At 73.0% G+C, this 16484-nt stretch carries 19 protein-coding genes; 2 read left to right on the top strand and 17 right to left on the bottom strand.

The features are described from left to right. Window positions 1-7: 7 nt before the first annotated feature. The 10 genes from ACFFIA_RS01255 to ACFFIA_RS01300 form a co-directional block, all read right to left on the bottom strand. Window positions 8-553: a hypothetical protein gene (locus ACFFIA_RS01255; RefSeq protein ID WP_377243956.1), complete on the bottom strand. Its 546-nt coding sequence runs from the start codon at window positions 551-553 to the stop codon at window positions 8-10. After that, a complete protein-coding gene (locus ACFFIA_RS01260) occupies window positions 550-1887 on the bottom strand; it encodes a DUF58 domain-containing protein (RefSeq protein WP_377245624.1) in 1338 nt (445 codons plus the stop codon). Before ACFFIA_RS01260 ends, ACFFIA_RS01255 begins: the two co-directional genes overlap by 4 nt. A 79-nt stretch (window positions 1888-1966) precedes the next feature. After that, entirely contained in the window at window positions 1967-3016 is a 1050-nt protein-coding gene (locus ACFFIA_RS01265) for an AAA family ATPase (protein WP_377243959.1), read from the bottom strand. Between the two features lie 76 nt (window positions 3017-3092). Further along, on the bottom strand, window positions 3093-3689 hold the full coding sequence (locus ACFFIA_RS01270) for a hypothetical protein (RefSeq protein WP_377243962.1): 597 nt from the start codon (window positions 3687-3689) through the stop codon (window positions 3093-3095). Continuing rightward, the gene (locus tag ACFFIA_RS01275; protein WP_377243965.1) at window positions 3686-4381 is read right to left on the bottom strand and encodes a DUF4129 domain-containing protein; all 696 of its coding nucleotides are present in this window, start codon (window positions 4379-4381) and stop codon (window positions 3686-3688) included. The genes ACFFIA_RS01270 and ACFFIA_RS01275 overlap by 4 nt, the downstream gene beginning before the upstream one ends. A 59-nt stretch (window positions 4382-4440) precedes the next feature. Then, entirely contained in the window at window positions 4441-5154 is a 714-nt protein-coding gene (locus ACFFIA_RS01280; RefSeq protein WP_377245627.1) for a uracil-DNA glycosylase, read from the bottom strand. A gap of 19 nt (window positions 5155-5173) precedes the next feature. Continuing rightward, the gene (locus tag ACFFIA_RS01285) at window positions 5174-5857 is read right to left on the bottom strand and encodes a dienelactone hydrolase family protein (RefSeq protein WP_377243968.1); all 684 of its coding nucleotides are present in this window, start codon (window positions 5855-5857) and stop codon (window positions 5174-5176) included. 165 nt (window positions 5858-6022) lie between these two features. Then, window positions 6023-6475 (bottom strand): LppU/SCO3897 family protein, encoded by a 453-nt coding sequence (locus tag ACFFIA_RS01290; RefSeq protein WP_377243971.1) that lies wholly within the window; start codon window positions 6473-6475, stop codon window positions 6023-6025. Window positions 6476-6595: 120 nt separating this feature from the next. Further along, entirely contained in the window at window positions 6596-7519 is a 924-nt protein-coding gene (locus tag ACFFIA_RS01295) for an HAAS signaling domain-containing protein (protein WP_377243974.1), read from the bottom strand. After that, window positions 7516-7848 carry a PadR family transcriptional regulator gene (locus tag ACFFIA_RS01300; protein ID WP_377243977.1) on the bottom strand — a complete coding sequence of 111 codons (333 nt, stop codon included), beginning with the start codon at window positions 7846-7848 and terminating at the stop codon, window positions 7516-7518. Before ACFFIA_RS01300 ends, ACFFIA_RS01295 begins: the two co-directional genes overlap by 4 nt. Window positions 7849-7920: 72 nt before the next feature. Here ACFFIA_RS01300 and ACFFIA_RS01305 point away from each other — a divergent pair, with 72 nt between their 5' ends. Then, on the top strand, window positions 7921-8349 hold the full coding sequence (locus ACFFIA_RS01305; RefSeq protein WP_377243980.1) for a hypothetical protein: 429 nt from the start codon (window positions 7921-7923) through the stop codon (window positions 8347-8349). A gap of 43 nt (window positions 8350-8392) precedes the next feature. On the opposite strand, the gene ACFFIA_RS01310 is transcribed toward ACFFIA_RS01305, so the two are convergent. From ACFFIA_RS01310 to eno, 5 genes are all read right to left on the bottom strand, one after another. Continuing rightward, window positions 8393-9292: a Ppx/GppA phosphatase family protein gene (locus ACFFIA_RS01310; protein ID WP_377245630.1), complete on the bottom strand. Its 900-nt coding sequence runs from the start codon at window positions 9290-9292 to the stop codon at window positions 8393-8395. 72 nt (window positions 9293-9364) lie between these two features. Then, complete coding sequence (locus tag ACFFIA_RS01315) at window positions 9365-9865, bottom strand: amino-acid N-acetyltransferase (RefSeq protein ID WP_377243983.1); 501 nt, start codon at window positions 9863-9865, stop codon at window positions 9365-9367. Next, window positions 9850-10356 (bottom strand): DUF501 domain-containing protein, encoded by a 507-nt coding sequence (locus ACFFIA_RS01320; RefSeq protein ID WP_377243986.1) that lies wholly within the window; start codon window positions 10354-10356, stop codon window positions 9850-9852. Before ACFFIA_RS01320 ends, ACFFIA_RS01315 begins: the two co-directional genes overlap by 16 nt. Then, entirely contained in the window at window positions 10353-10940 is a 588-nt protein-coding gene (locus tag ACFFIA_RS01325; protein ID WP_377243989.1) for an FtsB family cell division protein, read from the bottom strand. Before ACFFIA_RS01325 ends, ACFFIA_RS01320 begins: the two co-directional genes overlap by 4 nt. A 162-nt stretch (window positions 10941-11102) precedes the next feature. Further along, complete coding sequence (eno, locus tag ACFFIA_RS01330) at window positions 11103-12386, bottom strand: phosphopyruvate hydratase (protein WP_377243991.1); 1284 nt, start codon at window positions 12384-12386, stop codon at window positions 11103-11105. A 143-nt stretch (window positions 12387-12529) separates the two neighbouring features. Between eno and ACFFIA_RS01335 the strand changes: the two genes are divergently transcribed. Then, the gene (locus tag ACFFIA_RS01335) at window positions 12530-13216 is read left to right on the top strand and encodes a hypothetical protein (protein WP_377243994.1); all 687 of its coding nucleotides are present in this window, start codon (window positions 12530-12532) and stop codon (window positions 13214-13216) included. A 221-nt stretch (window positions 13217-13437) separates the two neighbouring features. Here ACFFIA_RS01335 and ACFFIA_RS01340 read toward each other — a convergent pair whose 3' ends face one another. Then, entirely contained in the window at window positions 13438-15048 is a 1611-nt protein-coding gene (locus ACFFIA_RS01340; protein WP_377243997.1) for a DUF885 domain-containing protein, read from the bottom strand. A 9-nt stretch (window positions 15049-15057) separates the two neighbouring features. Then, complete coding sequence (gene pdxR / locus ACFFIA_RS01345; RefSeq protein WP_377244000.1) at window positions 15058-16455, bottom strand: MocR-like pyridoxine biosynthesis transcription factor PdxR; 1398 nt, start codon at window positions 16453-16455, stop codon at window positions 15058-15060. Window positions 16456-16484: the final 29 nt, after the last annotated feature.

Consider the following 16484-nt stretch of genomic DNA (forward strand, 5'->3'; position numbering starts at 1 on the left):
CGGGCCGTCAAGATCGACGGCGGAGCAGCCAGGCGAGCAACCCGGTGGCGCCGATCGCGACCCCGAGCCCGGCGAGCGCGGCCACCAGCAGGTCACGCTCGCCACCACGGTTGGCGGCGCTCAGCACGAGCACGGTGAGCACCGCCGAGCCGAGCACGACCGCCAGCGCCCGGGAGAGCCACCGCACGGTGACCTCAGACGGGACCCGGGCGTCGTACGGCAAGAGCACGGCGAGCGCGGCCAGGCTGTGCGTCAGGTAGAGGAACGACGCGAGCGCGATCAGGCGCCACAGCTCGACCGGGTCGTCGTACCAGATCGTCGAGGTGGCCCAGCCCCCCACCGCGACCAGCAGGGCCACGGTGACCCACGGGCTGCTCGGGAGCACCGCGGCGGCACCGGCCAGGAGGACGAGCAGGCCGACGAAGTAGCCGGTGCGCATCTCCGCCGGGAAGCCCACCACGAGCGCGGCCAGCGCGACCGCGAACACGCCCGCGCGTACGAACAGGGGGCCGGCGGTGGCCCGGGAGAGTACGGTGGCGGCCCGGTTGATCATCGGAGTGCCCCCTTCGGCGCCGAGGCCATCCGGGCCACGTCGCGCAGCACCAGGTCGAGGCTGCCGGCGCCGGCCCAGCGCACCACCGGCACACCGTGCTCGCGCAGTTGGCCGATCGTGTTGTCGCGCTCCAGCCGCCAGAAGCGATGAGCCACGTCGGTCCAGTCGCTGCGCCGCGGCGGGCCGACCCCCTCCGGGAGCGTGTCGACCGCCAGTACGAACCGGCCGGAGCGGGCCAGCCGGGCCAGCATCTCCGCCGACCGCCCGTCGACCAGCGGCGTGAAGACCACCACGAGCGCGTCCGAGGAGAGCAGGTGCGGGCCGAAGACCTGGTCGTACGGCTCGTACGGGGACGGCTGGGCCTGGACGTCGAGCAGCCACTCCAGCACGGTCAGGTACTGCCGGCGGCCTGTGGCAGGGCGCAGGCGGCGGGCCGACGTGCCGTACTCCAGCATGGACACGCGGTCGCCCCGGTGCAGGTAGTGCTCGGCGATCGCGGCCGCGGCCCGCACGGTGGTGTCGAGCACGGACGCGGTGCCCCCGACGCCGCCGGAGCGCCCCGCCTCGGCGAGCACGTCGAGCAGCAGCACCACCTCGGCGTCGCGGTCGGAAAGCGTGGCGGCGACGTGCAACTGCCGGGCGCGCAGCGACACTCGCCAGTCGACGCGGCGCAGGCGGTCGCCGGGCTGGAAGACGCGTACGCCGGCCAGCTCGCCGCCCTCCCCCGGGCGCCGCGACCGGTGCCCACCGACCAGGCCGGCGGCGCGCGGCATCGCCTCGTCGGCGTCGAAGGGCTCGGTGACGGGGTACACCTTGACGCCCCGCGGGTACGCCACGCCGGCCCGGCTGATCATCAGACCGTCGCAGGCGGCGGCGCGGGCGGCGGCCGGGCCGAGCGGATGGCGGCCCCACCGCAGCGCCTCGCCGCGCAGCTCTACCTGGTCGACCGCGCCCGGCGCGAGGGTCATCAGGACCGGGCGGTCGCCGTCTTTGATCCGCAGCCACGGCGGGATGCGCGTGCGGACCACCACCAGGTCGTACGCGGGCGCCTCGGGGTTGCCCACGGTCACCGCGGCCACCGCCTCGGCACCCTCCACGAGGTAGCCCTCGTCGACCTCCAGCGCGATCCTCGGCCGCTCCCGAGGGCGGCGGTGCAGTGCCACGGTGGTGCCGAGCGCGAACGGGATCGCCAGCACCACCAGGTCGACGCGGCCCGCCAGTACGCCCGCGATCAGCAGCAGACCGGTCATCAACACGGCCCGGCCGAGCGCCCGCGTGGGCGTCCACTCCGGCTGCGTGTCGAGGTATTCGACCCCGTCGCCGCCGCCTGGCACGGCCGGCCGGAGGAGGGTCACCGCGACCCCCCCTCGGTGGGACGGCCCGGTGCGGACGCCGCCGCGCCGGCCCGCTCGTTCACTGTCCTGGCTCGCGGCGGCCGACCTCGAGCGACTCCGTGACCCGGCCACCGAAGCCGGCGGCGTACGTGGGCAGGGCGCCGCTGGCCGGGGCCGGCACCTTCTCCAGCACCTCACCCACCACAAAGGACGGGTCGACCCGGCGCAGCCACATCTCCGGGCGGAGCGTGATGCGGTGGGCGAGCGCCGGGGCGGCCACCTCCTTGACGTCTTCCGGGATCACGAAGTCGCGGCCGGCCAGCGCGGCCCGGGCGCGGGAGAGCAGCAGCAGCGCCAGCGAGCCGCGCGGCGAGGCGCCGACGAGGACCGAGGGGTGCTCGCGGGTCGCGGCGGTGAGGTCCACGATGTACCGGCCGATCGAGTCTTCGACCGCGATGTCTTCCAGGGCCGCCTGCATGCCGCGGAGCGTGCTCGGGTCGACCACCGCCTGGAGCTCGGCCTCCTCGCGGCGGCGGGACATCCGGCGGCGCAGCACGTCCCACTCCTCCTCGCGCGCCGGGTAGCCGAACGAGACCCGCAGCAGGAACCGGTCGAGCTGCGCCTCGGGCAGCGGGTACGTGCCCTCGTACTCGATCGGGTTGGCGGTGGCGAGCACGTGGAACGGCTCGTCGAGGCGGTAGGTGACGCCCTCGACCGACACCTGCTTCTCCTGCATCGCCTCCAGCAGCGCGGCCTGCGTCTTCGGCGGCGTGCGGTTGATCTCGTCGGCGAGCAGGAGGTTGGTGAAGACCGGGCCGGCGCGGAAGGTGAAGTCGGAGCGGCGCTGGTCGTACAGGAACGAGCCGGTCACGTCGGCGGGCAGGAGGTCGGGCGTGAACTGCAACCGCCGGAAGTCGAGCCCCAGCGCCTGCGCGAACGACCGCGCGGTCAGCGTCTTGCCCAGCCCGGGGAGGTCTTCGAGCAGCACGTGCCCGCCGGCGAGGATGCCGGAGAGCACGAGCTCCAACGGCCCCCGCTTGCCGACGACCACCGTCCCGACCGTGTCCAGCACGGCATGGGCCAAGCGCCCGACCTCGTACACCGGCACCGCTTGGATCTCGTCACTCATGGCCGTCCTCGCTTCGCCGCGGACGGCCATGAGGCTCCAAGCGCACTGAGCCTTATGATTCTCTCGCTTCGCTCGCTCATAGCTTCTCCAGACGGGAGACGGCCGCCACCAGGTCACGCGTCGGCGGCGGGCGCTTGACCGGGGTGGTCAGAAAGGTCCACAGCTCTTCGCCGAGGAGCGCGCGGGCGCTCTTCGGGTCGCTCGCGATGGTAAGGCCATGACGTTGTCGCAGTCGCTCGTCGGCCAGCTCGCGAATCATCTTCGGCACCGTGCGCACGTACCGGTCGATGTCTTCCCGGCGCGACCAGCCCAGCGGGACCTCCCACCGGTGCACCGCCACGCGCAGCGCGTCCTGGCTGGCCTGCCAGTTGTACGCGCCGCTCTCCTCGCCCGTGGCCCGGCGCAGCCCGGCCTTGGCCGCGGGCGGTGCCGCCACCAGCGCGACGACCCGGCGGAGCATGAGCAGGGCGAGGAAGCCGGCGTACGCCAGCGGGATCGACAGCGTCAGCCCGGCCATACGCAGGCCGAACACGGCGACCGCCGCGAGGGCGCCGGCCGTCAGCAGCGTGCGGATCCACCAGCCGCCGCCGGTGCGCAGCCGCTTGGGCTCCCGTGGTGGCGGCTCCTCCTCGTGGCCGAGCAGGTCGTCGATGCTGGCGTTGGCGTCGCTCACGGCCGCGCCCCCGCGGTGAGCTCGGCGCGCAGGCGCTGGAGGGCGGAGCGGGCGTGCTCGCGCATCTGCTCGTCGACCGCGCGTGTGGCGTATCGCGCCTCGCGGTAGACGTCGGCGAAGCTGGCCAGCACGTCGGCGCTCACGTTGTGCTCGCCCAGCAGCCGCGTGACCAGGTCGGTGGGCGTGTCGGCGACCTGGCGGGGAGTGCCGGCCGCCGCCGCTGCCTGCTCCAGCCGCAGCCAGCAGGCGATCACCGCGCGGCGCGGGTCGAGGTCGGTGTCGGAGAGGTCGATCAGGCCGGCGTCGAGCGCCGCGACGACCTCCTCCGCGCTCGCGGTGCGGCGCAGCTCGCGCGGGGGCATCTTCCCCCGACCGCGACGGCGGGCGATGTCTCTGGCGAACGACCACACCATCAGCCCGAGGAGCACGGCCAGCACGACGACGCCGATGACCACGGCGGCCGTGCCGAGCCAACTTGGCACCTCGGCCGGGTCGGTGTCGACGAAGTCGCCCGGCTGCTCGGTGACCTGGACCTCGTGGCGCTCGAGCTCGGGACCCGGGCCGCTCTCCTCCGACTGCTCGTTGACCCGGCCGATCTGCGGCGACGAGTGCGCCGCGGCGACCGCCGCGAGGGCGAGCAGCAGGACGACCGCGGCGAGGGGCCACCATCTGCGCAGTGAACCAAGAGTCATTTTGGCGTTATGTCCGGAATGTTAATCGTCAGGCGTGCGAGTAACCGTACCGCCCGGCGTCAGGCCAGCCCCGCGAGGTGTTTCGCGGTAGCGAACACATCGTCAAGCATCGCCGGTGTGAGGCGTCCGGTAAAGGTGTTCTGCTGGCTCACGTGGTAGCAGCCGAGGAGCGTCGGGACCCCCTCGCCGCTCCACCGCGCCGCGTGCCCGAAGGCGGGACGAGGCACCGGCGGGCGCCGCCCGTACACGGCGGACATGGCCGGCCACCACGCGGCCCAGGCGAACGCGCCGAGGGCGACCACGACGCGCAGAGTGGGTTTGATCAGCGCGACCTCGCGGTGCAGCCACGGCGCGCAGGCGTCCCGCTCGCCCGGCGTGGGCTTGTTGTCCGGCGGCGCGCACCGCACGGCCGCGAAGATGCGCGTGTCGCGCAGCGCCAGGCCGTCGTCGCGCCAGACGCTGGTCGGCTGGTTGGCGAGGCCGGCGCGGTGGAGGGCCGCGAAGAGCACATCGCCGGAACGGTCACCGGTGAAGATGCGGCCGGTGCGGTTGCCACCGTGTGCGGCGGGCGCCAGGCCGAGGATGGCCAGCCGGGCGTCCGCCACGCCGAAGCCGGGCACCGGCCGCCCCCAGTACTCCTGATCGCGGAAGGCGGCCCGCCGCGTCCTGGCCACCTCCTCCCGCCAGGCCACCAGCCGAGGGCAGGCGAAACAGGACGAGACAGCCGCGTCGAGGTCGGCCAGAGTGGCCGCCCGCGGTGCGCGGTCGGCCACCTCGTCCGGGGTACGGGGCTCAGCCAAGCTTCGTACGGAAGAAGTCGAGCGTGCGGGCCCACGCACTTGTGGACGCCTCCCGGTCGAAGACCTCGGGCCGGTCGTCGTTGAAGAAGGCGTGCTTGGTGCCGGGGTAGTCGTGCAGCACGCACTCGCCGCCGGCCGCCTCGACCGAGCGCTTGGCCAACTGCACCCCCTCGGCCGCCGAGGTGCCGTCGGCCTCGGAGCAGTGGATCGCCGCCGCCTTGCCGGCATAGCCCGACCAGTCCGGCCGCATCCGCTCCCACGGCAACACGGGGTAGAAGCCGGCCGTGGCGACGATCTGGTCGGAGAGTGTCGCTGACCACAGTGCGAGGCTGCCGCCCGCACAGAAGCCGACCGCGCCCACCTTGCCACCGGTCTCCGGCCGCTCGGCGAGGAACGCCGCCGCGCCCGCGATGTCCTTGGCCGCCTGGTCCATGGCAAGGCCCATGATGAGTTTGCCGGCCTCGTCGGGCTCGGTCGTCTGCTTGCCGTGGTAGAGATCCGGCGCCAGCGCGACGAACCCCGCCTCGGCAAAGCGATCGGCGAGCGAGACGATGTGTGGCACCAGCCCCCAGTACTCCTGGATCACCACGACGGCCGGGGCGCCCGGGGTTGAAGGCAGAGCGAGATATCCCTCACTCGTTCCCCCGTTGCTGCGATAGCTCACCATCTCGCCCATGGGCCGTCCTCCTGCCGGTCAGTCATCGTTGGCTGGTCGCACAGTGGCGTTCTTGCGTGCGCGTAGCCTGCCATGCCGTACCGGGGTGGGGAAAGGCAACGGCGGCGTGGCGTACACCTCCCTGTAGCTCTGTGTACGCCACGCCGCCGTAGAGAACCGCCGACCTCAGGCGGGCTTGAGGCAGAGCACGTATCCGCTCCCGCCGGCCGGAATCGCGTAGAAGCGCATCTCCGCACCGGCCGCGATGTACGGCTCGCAGACCTCGTCCGTGGACGCCTGTTCGGCGGTGACGTCGTCGACGCGGCCGACCACGGAGTACTTCGCCTCCGCCGAGTCGCACGCGACGATCTCGGCATTGTCGACCTCGGTCTCCTGCCCCACCGCGGCCTGCGGCAGGTTGGCGAGGCAGTCGCCCTCCTTGGCTTCCGATGTGGGGTCGCTGGGGAAAAGCACATTGCGCACCACGAGAACGGCCACCACCGCGAGAAGCACAGCGGCGAGCACGCCCACCACGGCCACTACGACCTTGCGCGCGCCGCCCTTCTTCTCCGGCTGCGGCAGGCTTTCCGCCGCCGCCGTCTCCTCTGGGGCCGGCGGCGCGGGTGGCTGGTTGGTCACGACAGGTTCCTCTCCCATGTGTTGTCAGTTCCCATGTGTTGTCAGTCCCATGTGTTGTCAGTAGGCGGTCGCAACCTAGCGAGCGGACCCGGACGCCGCCACCCCGCTCGCCCACCGTGCTCAACCCGTCGCGGACGGCGCTGGCGTGGGCGTGCCAGCCGGCGGGAGCGTGGGCGGAGGCGTCACGGCGGGCTCCGGGCGCCCGTGCTCGATCGGCCCCACGCGCTCGGGCGACCATTCGAGCGGCTCCGGGCTGGCACATCTCGGGTCGAGCTGCGCGACGATGATCGTGCGGTCGCCGCCGCACCACCAGTGGCCGGGCTGGACCTGCTCGCCATTCTCGTCGAAGACGCGCGCGGTCGTGATGGCGCGTCCCTGCTCGTCGAAGACGTACACCGATTCGACGTCGCGATACTCCGTGATCTGGAGGTAGGGCGGTCGCCGGGAGTCGCCGTCGGCCTCGGACAGGCCGGCGAGCGCCGGCAGGATCAGCAGGGCGCTGCCGACCCCGAGCCCGACCCGGGTCAGGCGCGGCAGGCGGCTCGACCGGCGCCCTATCCACACCGACCCCACGACAAACAGGACGAGCACCAGCACGCCCGCCACCGTCCGGTTGCCGAAGTCGACCCGGGGCAGCAGCCCGATCTCCCGCTCACGGATCAGGTGGGCGATCGCCATCGCGACGAGGTAGCCACGCGCGACCCACCACGCGGGCAACATGAGGCGGAGGAAGTCGCTCGCCTTTTCGTACCCGATGATGGGTCCGGTCCGGTCGTCGACGGCCCGGAGCCGGGCGCGGGCCCGGACCACGGCGTCGCGCAGCCGTGTATCCACTGTGGAGCGATCGGTGCCGCCGATGGCGGCCCGCAGCTCGGCGGCGTACGCCACGGGCGGGCCCAGCCGCTCGACCAGCGATCCCTCGCCCTCGGCCGCGACCTCCGCGAGGTGCTCGGGCAGATCTTCCAGCAGCTCGTCGCGCACGCGCGGCGGCAGGCCGGAGAGGGCGGCGCGGACCTGCGCCACGTAGTCGGCCACCTCGTTCACGCCACCGTCCCCCGATCGTCGAGCAAAGTGTCCATAGTGGATGCGAACGTGTGCCACACCTTGGCGGAGCGCTGCAACTGGTCGCGCCCGGTGGCGTTGAGCCCGTAGTACTTACGGTGTGGCCCCTCCTCGCTCGGGACCACATAGGTCGTCAGGCAGCCGGCCTGGAAGAGCCTGCGCAGCGTGCCGTAGACCGAGGCGTCGCCGACATCGTCGAGCCCGGCCGAGCGGAGGCGGCGCAGGATGTCGTAGCCGTAGCCGTCTTCGTCCTTGAGCACCGCGAGCACCGCCAGATCCAGCACACCCTTGAGCAACTGGGTGGTGTCCACGCCGAGAAGCTACTCCGCATTGCGAAGTACCGTCAAGACCACAGTAGTGCGCTCGCGGGCTAGTGTGTCGCCGTGCAGGCCGAGGATGTGTTGGGGCGACTGGCAAACGCCAGCGGCGTCTACCGTGGGCGCGGCGACGGCCCGGAGAGCGGGCCCTTCCTGGCCCGGATGGCGGTGGCGTCGATCGTCCGGGGGCGGGCGGTCACGCTCGACTACGAGGCGACCAACGACCAAAACGGCTTGCAGCACATCGAGCACACGGTGCTGGTGGCCGGCGAGGCGGGCCGGCTCGAGCTGCACGTCGCCTGCCTCGAGCTGCCCGGTGTGGTGCGCTTCACGCAGACCAAGCCGGGCGAGTTCACGGCGTACGAGGGGCCGCTGGTGGCCCGCATCATCCTGCGGCTGCCCCAGCCGGGGGCGATCAGCTACGCGTGGTGGTGGTCGCGCGACGAGTCCGAGCCCCGCGAGCAGTCGAGGGCGGAGCTGCGCCGCTCCGGCTGACGCGCGCCGTGGAGGACCCGGCAGACCGCCCGCCGCGTGCCCGCTACGGCTGGAGGCTCCAGGCGATGCCGTCGAGGATGTCGTGTTCGCTCGCCACGACCGCGTCCATGCCGGCGCGCTCCATGATGACGCGGAGCACGAGCGCGCCCGCCCCGATCACGTCGGCCCGCCCGGGGTGCATCACCGGGATCGTCAGGCGCTGGGCCGCCGACATCGCGAGCAGGTCGGCTGTGACCTTGGCCACCTCGTCGTAGGAGATCACGGCGTGGTGGATGCGGGCGGGGTCGTACTCGGGCAGGCCGAGCGCGATCGCCGCCACCGTGGTCACCGAGCCGGCGAGCCCCACCAGGGTCTTCGCTTCCCGGCCCGGCACGGCGGCGAGCGCCCGGTCGACCGCCGAGGTGATGTCGCCGGTCGCGGCGGCCACCTCGGTGGGGGTGGGCGGGTCGCCGTGCAGGTGCCGCTCGGTCATGCGCACGCAGCCGATGTCGACCGAGATCGCGCCGTCGACCGCCCCCGCGCCCACCACGAACTCGGTGGAGCCGCCGCCGATGTCGACCACGAGGTAGGGAGGCTCGGCGGTCAGCCCGCGCACCGCGCCGGTAAACGAGAGGCGCGCCTCCTCGTCGCCCGTCACCACCTCGGGCGCGACGCCCAGCGTGTCCACCACCATCGCCCGGAAGTCGTCGGCGTTTGTCGCGTCGCGGGTCGCGGAGGTGGCGCACATCCGCACCTGGGTCGCGCCGTGCTCCCGGATGTCGGCCGCGTACGAGGCGAGCGCGACCCGCGTGCGCTCGATCGCCTCCGGCGCCAGCCGCCCGGTGCGGTCGACGCCCTGGCCGAGGCGGACGATCTCCATGCGGCGCACGACATCGGTCAGTGCCCCGTCGAGGTCGGCTATCAGCAGCCGGATCGAATTGGTCCCACAGTCGATCGCCGCCACCCTCGTCATGGGTCATGACCCTATCCGGAGGTGTCGCCCGGCGGGCCGGGCATTCGGCACTGTAGCCGCGCGTCAGAGGTGCAGCAGCATGCGCGTGTTGCCGAGCGTGTTGGGCTTCACCCGTTCGAGTCCGAGAAACTCGGCGACGCCCTCGTCGTACGAGCGCAGCAACTGCTCGTAGACCGGTGGCGGCACCGGCGCCCCGTCGATCTCCACGAAGCCGAACGAGCCGAAGAACCCGGTCTCGAAGGTCAGCACGAAGACCCGAGCGACCCCCAGCTCGCGCGCCACTCCCAGCAGCTCGGCGACGATGCCGTGGCCGATCTTCAGGCCCCGGCAGGAGGGGTGCACCGCGACGGTGCGGATCTCGGCCAGGTCTTCCCACATCACGTGCAGCGCGCCGCACCCCACCACGGTGTCTTCGCGCGTGGCGACCCAGAACTCCTGTACGTCCTCGTAGAGCGTGACGGTGGCCTTGCTGAGCAGCCGGCGCTCCCCGCTGAACGTGTCGATCAGGTCGCGGATGGCCCGCACGTCGGCGGTGCGGGCCCGGCGGATCACGACGTCACGCATGGTCCGTCTGCCCACCACTCCCCGAGCCGCTCGACCACCTCGTCGCCGAACGGGTTGACGCCCGGCCCCACCGCCAGCGCGTGCCCCAGGTGTACGTGCAGGCACTTCACCCGCCCGGGCATGCCGCCGGCCGAGGTGCCCTCGATCTCCGGCACGTGCTCGATCGCCTCGCGCCGGGTCAGGTAGTCATCGTGCGCCGCCCGGTACTGCTTGGCCAGGTCGGGATCGGCGGCGAGCCGCGCCTCCATCTCCTTCATCAGCCCGGCGGACTCCAGCCGGCTGCACGCCGCGGTCGCCTTCTGGCAGGTCAGGTAGTAGAGGGTCGGGAAGGGCGTGCCGTCGGCGAGCCGCGGCCGGGTCTCGACCACCGCCGGCAGGCCGCAGGGGCAGCGGTAGGCCACCGCCCGCGTGCCGCGCGGCGGGCGCCCGAGCTGGGCGGCCACCGCGTCGAGGTCGGCCTGCGTGGCGGGCTCCGGCGGTACGGCACTCACTTACGCGTCTCCGTGCTGTCGGCGGCCTGGATGCTGGACCACATCGTGTCGTACCAGGGATCGGCAGGCTGGCTCTTGCCGGCGTCGGGCGGCACGCCGGCGTCGCGGGCCGCGCCCTCCGGGTCGGTGAGCACCACCAGCGGCACCTCGCCCGGCCGCACCATGTAGAACCGCTTGCGGGCCTGGATCTCGATGTACTTCTCGTCCTGCCAGAGCGCCGCCTGCTCGCTCAGCTCGCTGATCCGCTGGCGCTGCTCCTCCTGCGCCTGCTCCATCCGGGCGATGTCGGACTGCTGGGTCAGGTAGACCCGCACCGGATAGGTGTAGCCGAGCGCGAGGGCGATCAGCACCACCAGCAGCACGGTCGCCCGGCCGGTGAAGCGGCGGGGCTGCGGTGCGTTGGTGCGGCGTACCGGCGCGCGCCGGGCGGCGGCCGGGCGGTTGGCGGAGCGTCCGGTGTCGGCGCTCTCCTTGGCTTCCGCGCCCCGAGACACCGGGCGGCCACCGCGTGGTGGCGCGGCCCGACTCCGCTGCCCCGGGCGCCGGGCGGGACCCTGCCCGCCCGGCGTGAGCCTCTGCGTCATCACGTCCTCCCCGCGATCCGCGGGCACGGCCAGCCGCGGCTCCGGGCCCACCACGGGGCCCGGAGGGGCGGCCGTCGCCCATCGCCTGCTTCAGAAAGGGTCCCGGGGCTGGGCATCGTCCGCACCGCCCGGCACGCCCTCATGAAACAGGACCTAGATCAACTAGGACAGATGGTACCGCGGGAAGGCCGCGGCCCCCGCGTACCGCGCCGCGTCGTCCAGCTCCTCTTCGATGCGGAGCAGCTGGTTGTACTTGGCCACCCGGTCGGAGCGGGCCGGCGCGCCGGTCTTGATCTGGCCGGAGCCGGTGGCCACGGCGAGGTCGGCGATCGTGGTGTCCTCGGTCTCGCCAGAGCGGTGGCTCATCATGCACTTGAAGCCGGCGCGGTGGGCCAGGTCGACCGCGTCGAGCGTCTCGGTCAGCGAGCCGATCTGGTTGACCTTCACCAGCACGGCGTTGGCCGCCTTCTCGGCGATGCCCCGCGCGATCCGCTCCGGGTTGGTGACGAACAGGTCGTCGCCGACGATCTGGATCTTGTCGCCCAGCGCGGCGGTGAACGCCGACCAGCCGGCCCAGTCATCCTCGGCCAGCGGGTCCTCGATGGACACGATGGGGTACGAGTCGGCGAGCTTGGCGTAGTAGTTGATCATCTCGTCGGTGGGCTTGGCCGAGCCCTCGAATACGTACGCCCCGTCCTTGTAGAACTCGGTCGCCGCCACGTCGAGCGCCAGCACGATGTCGGTGCCGAGCCGCAGCCCGGCCGCCTGCACGGCCTCGCCGATCAGGTCGAGCGCCGCCGCGTTGGTGGGCAGGTCGGGGGCGAAGCCGCCCTCGTCGCCAAGCCCGGTCGAGAGGCCCTTCTTCTTCAGCACCGACTTGAGCGCGTGGTAGACCTCCGCGCCCGCGCGCAGCGCCTCGCGGAACGTCGGCGCACCGATCGGCGCGATCATGAACTCCTGCACGTCGACGTTGGAGTCGGCGTGCGCCCCACCGTTGAGGATGTTCATCATCGGCACCGGCAGCACGTGCGCGTTGGGTCCGCCCACGTAGCGGAAGAGGCTCAGCTCGGCGCTCGCGGCCGCCGCCTTCGCCACCGCCAGCGACACGCCGAGGATGGCGTTTGCCCCGAGGTCGGACTTGTTGGGCGTGCCGTCCAGGTCGAGCATCTTCTGGTCGATGGCACGCTGCTCGCTCGCCTCGTAGCCGATCAGCTCGGGGACGATGCGGTCTTCGATGTTGGCGACGGCCTTCTCGACACCCTTGCCCTTGTAGCGGTCGCTGTCGCCGTCGCGCAGCTCGACCGCCTCGAAGGCGCCGGTGGAGGCGCCGGACGGTACGGCCGCGCGCGCGATGGTGCCGTCGTCGAGCCCGATCTCGACCTCGACGGTCGGGTTGCCCCGCGAGTCGAGGATCTCCCGCGCGACGATTCCCTCGATGGTGGCCACTGTGACGCTCCTCGCCTAGATCTCTCACAGGCCGCCACACTGCGGCCGAGGCTTCGCCGATGAGCCTAGTCAGCGCGAAAGTCGACTCGCCGTCGCGGTATCAGAGTTGCGCCCGTCCGGCTGAATCAAGCAGGGTTGCCCCCATGCCTCGCACCCGCCTCATCCTTCTCGCGCTGGTTGTGGTGACCTTGGGGGCGACACTGCCGGGCTGCGGCGAAGCGGGCCGGGTGATGGACCGGTCCGACCTGGTCAACGAGCTGGCCAGTCAGCTCGACGGGTCGGGCGAGCTGACCTACACGGCGGATTACCAGCTCCCCGGCGGGCGCACCGCCACGATCGCCCAGGCCCGGTCGCCGCTGCGCGCGGCGTACGTCTATCCGGACGGCAAGCTGACCATCACCGACGAGGCGACCACCGACTGCCGCCGCTCGGGCAGCACCATGACCTGCACGCTCACCGCCGCGCCCACGCCCAACAACGTGCCGGCCGTGGCCGCTTTCCAGGACGCCGGCCAGCACGGGCTGATCTCCCCGACCGTGGCGATCAGCCTGCTCACGGCGGCGGCGCTGGATACCGACGCCACGATCGAGCAGAGCGGCACCACGATCGCCGGTCGGCCGGCCACCTGCGTGGCGGTACGGGGCGTGCGTGACGCGCGAGCCTCCGCCTTCGACGCCTGCATCACCACCGAGGGCGTGCTCGGCAGCTTCTCCGGCGTCGTGGATGGCAGCCAGATCGAAATCGCCATGACCCGCTATCGCGAGGAGGCCGACCCCGCCCTCTTCGCCTTCCCGCCCGGCGCCAAGATCGTGGACAAGCGCCCGGCCTAGAGGCTCTGTTCGAGCCTGGCCACCGCCCGCTCCCGATCTGCGCCGTGCGTGGCGAGAAGTCGACCCTGGGGCGAGAAATCGCCACGGAAGCACGACGCCCACGCGGCGGGGTCGTGGACCGCGGAGGGTGAGGCTGCGGGAGCAGCGGCCTTGACCACGACGCACATCGCGGTAGCCCAAATCTGTCTCTCGACACATGGAGGGCTGGCTGTCGTGAGCGGTCAGACGCCGAGCAGCGCCCGGAGGTGGCGGGGCGGCGGGGAGCCGTGGGCGAGCATCGCGTCGTGCCAGTCGCGGACCGAGGTGCCGGCCGGGCGGGCCGCCGCGATGTCCGCGACCTCGGTGTATCCGACGAAGTAGGTGGAGAGCTGGGTCGAGGTGAGCAGCGCCCGCCGCCACTTGCCGGCCGCCTCGCCCTCCTCCTGGAAGCCCGGCCCGGTCATCAGCGCCATCGCCTCCGCCTCGGGCATGTCCTCGCAGTGCACGAGCTGGTCGAGGATGGCGTTGATGGTCATCCGCAGTTGCATCTTGAGCTGCTGGAGGCGGACCGGCAGCCCGCCGAAGCCGTGGCTGGCCATCAGCTCCTCGGCGTACACGGCCCAGCCCTCCACGAAGGGGCCGGACAGGCCGATCCCGCGCACGCGCGTCGAGCCCCGGTAGCGCCGGGAGTGGGCGAGCTGGAGGAAGTGGCCCGGCATCGCCTCGTGCACGGTGAGGTTGCGGAGCATGTGGTCGTTGTACTCGCGGTAGAACGACTCGACCCGCTCCGCCGGCCAGTCCGCGGGGGCGGGCGCGATGCAGTAGAACGTCGGCATGTCCTCCGACTCCAGCGGGCCGGGCGCGTCGCAGTATGCCACCGCCACGCCGCGCGCGAACTCGGGCATCGGCAGAATCTCGCACGGGTCTTCGAGGAGCGCCACGAGATCGCGGGCGCGGACGAACTCGGTGGTCTCGACGAGCGTCACCTTGGCGAGGTCCACGATGGACTCGGCGGTCGGGCGCTGCCTGGCGAGCTGGTCGAGCGCGCGGCGTACCGTCGCGTCGTCGGCCGGACCGCCGACCAGCTCGGCGGCCGCCGCGCGGATCTCCTCGGTGACCCGCTCGAGGTTGGCCCGCGCGCGGGAGAGCACCTCGGCGGCGGACAGCTCGGTGTCGAGCGTGTGCCACAGCCGCGCCTCCCACAGCCGCCGCCCCAGGCGGGGGTCACGGTCGGCGGCTTCCACTTTGGTGCGCAGCCAGGCGGCGAACCCCTCCAGCTCGGCCACGGCGGTCTCGGCCAGCGGCTCCACCTTGTCGCGCATCCCCGGCGCCGCCGCGACCATCGCCGGCACCTCCTCGCGCACGAGCGCCGCCGCGCCGGCGAACTGCCCGGCCGCGGTCTCCACGTGCACCCGGGGGCAGTCGCGCAGCGTCGCGCGGGCGGTGGCGAGCGCGTCCGGCACCGCCGCGAGCCGGCCGGCGAGGCTGGCCAGCCGCTCCTCGGTCGGCGCGAACGGGCGCGCGATCAGGTTGTAGAGCAGCGGTGCGGGATTGTGGTCGAGCGGGTCCCACTCGTGCCCGCGTACCTCGGTGGCCTCGAAGAGCCCGCGCTCGACGAGCGCGGAGAGGACCGCGTGGTCGACCTGCTCCGCCGGGTCGAGGGAGTCGGCGTCGACCTCGGCGAGCGCGTTGCCCGCGTCGCGCAGCATGGCCACCTGGGCGGCGATCCCGGCGGAAGACAGGTCGGGCAACCGGTCGTCGAACCGATGATCGCCCACATAGGAGGCGAGGGCCGGGTCGGTCTCCAGGACTGCCTCGACGATGCGCTCAGCGAGCGGTACGAACTGCGCCATACGCAGACGCTAGCGCCTCGCCGCAGGCGGCGCGCCGACCAGCGACCCCAGTAACGCCACCGCCGTCTCCAGCTCGCCCGGCGGGTTGGCCGCGTAACCGAGCACCAGGCCGGGCGGGCCACCACCGGCCAGGCGCATGCGGGACAGCGGCAGCGGGCCCAGCCCGGCGGCGCGCGCCCGCTCGGCCAGGGCCTCGTCGTCGACGCCGGCCGGCAGCTCGACCACCAGGTGCAGGCCGGCCGCCACGCCCGAGATCCGCAGGCCGGGCAGGTGCCGCCGCAGCGCCGCCACCAGCGCGTCCCGCCGGCGCCGGTGCTCCAGGCGGGCGCGGCGCAGGTGCCGGTCGTATCCGCCGCTCGCCAGCAGCTCCGCGAACGCCAACTGCTCCAGCACCGGTCCGCCGAGGTCGGCCCATGCCTTCCGCTCGGCCACCGCGTCCCGCCATCTGTCGGGTACGGCGAGCCAACCGAGCCGCAGCGCCGGAGCGAGGGCCTTGCTGACCGAGCCGATGTACGCCACCGCGTCGGGCGCGATGCCCTGGAGGCACCCCACCGGGTCGCGGTCGTAGCGGAACTCGGCGTCGTAGTCGTCCTCGACGATCAGTCCGCCGGTCCGCCGCGCCCACTCGACCAGCGTGACCCGCCGCGCCGGCGCGAGCACCACACCGGTCGGAAACTGGTGCGCCGGTGTTACGAAGACCGCCGAAGCGCCGGAGCGTTCGAGCGCGGTCACGTCGAGCCCGTCGCCGTCGACCGGTACGGGCACCAGCCGCAGGCCGTGGCTCTCCAGGTGCCCGCGCACGCCGTAACTGCCCGGCTCCTCGAAGCCGATCGCGGTCGCCCCGCTCGCCCGCAGCGCCGACGCCAGCACCGCGAAGCCCTGCGCCGCGCCGGTGGTCACGACGACCCCGCCCGGACTGACCAGCGCGCCGCGGACCCGCCCGAGGTAGCTCGCCAGCTCGACCCGCAGCCGGCGCGCCCCGCTGGGGTCGCCGTAGTCGAGCGCGCCGTCGGCCATGTCGGCGAGCACCTTCTCGTACACGCGCCGCCAGGTCGCCCGCGGAAACATCCCGAGGTCGGGCACGCCCGGCCGGAGCGCCTCCACCAGCCGGTCGGGCGCCTCCCGCGGAGCCTCCTCGGCGGGTCGCGGCACCGGCTCGGCGACCAGCTCGGCCACCACCGTGCCGGCGCCCTGCCGAGCGAGGAGGCGCCCCTCGGCCACCAGTTGCTCGTACGCCTCGACGACCACGCCTCGGGAGAGCTTCAGGTCGGCGGCGAGGGCGCGGCTGGAGGGCAGTCGCGTGCCCGGCGCCAGGCGGCCGGCGGCGATCGCGTCCCGCAGCGCGTCGATGAGCTGGTCGGCGAGCCCGGGCCGGCCGCGGTCGAGCTGGACCAGCGCCTCCCACAAAGTGGTCCTCCATAGTCGCGCTCAAGTGG

This window comes from Phytohabitans kaempferiae (genome assembly GCF_042433955.1).
Lineage (GTDB): Bacteria > Actinomycetota > Actinomycetes > Mycobacteriales > Micromonosporaceae > Phytohabitans > Phytohabitans kaempferiae.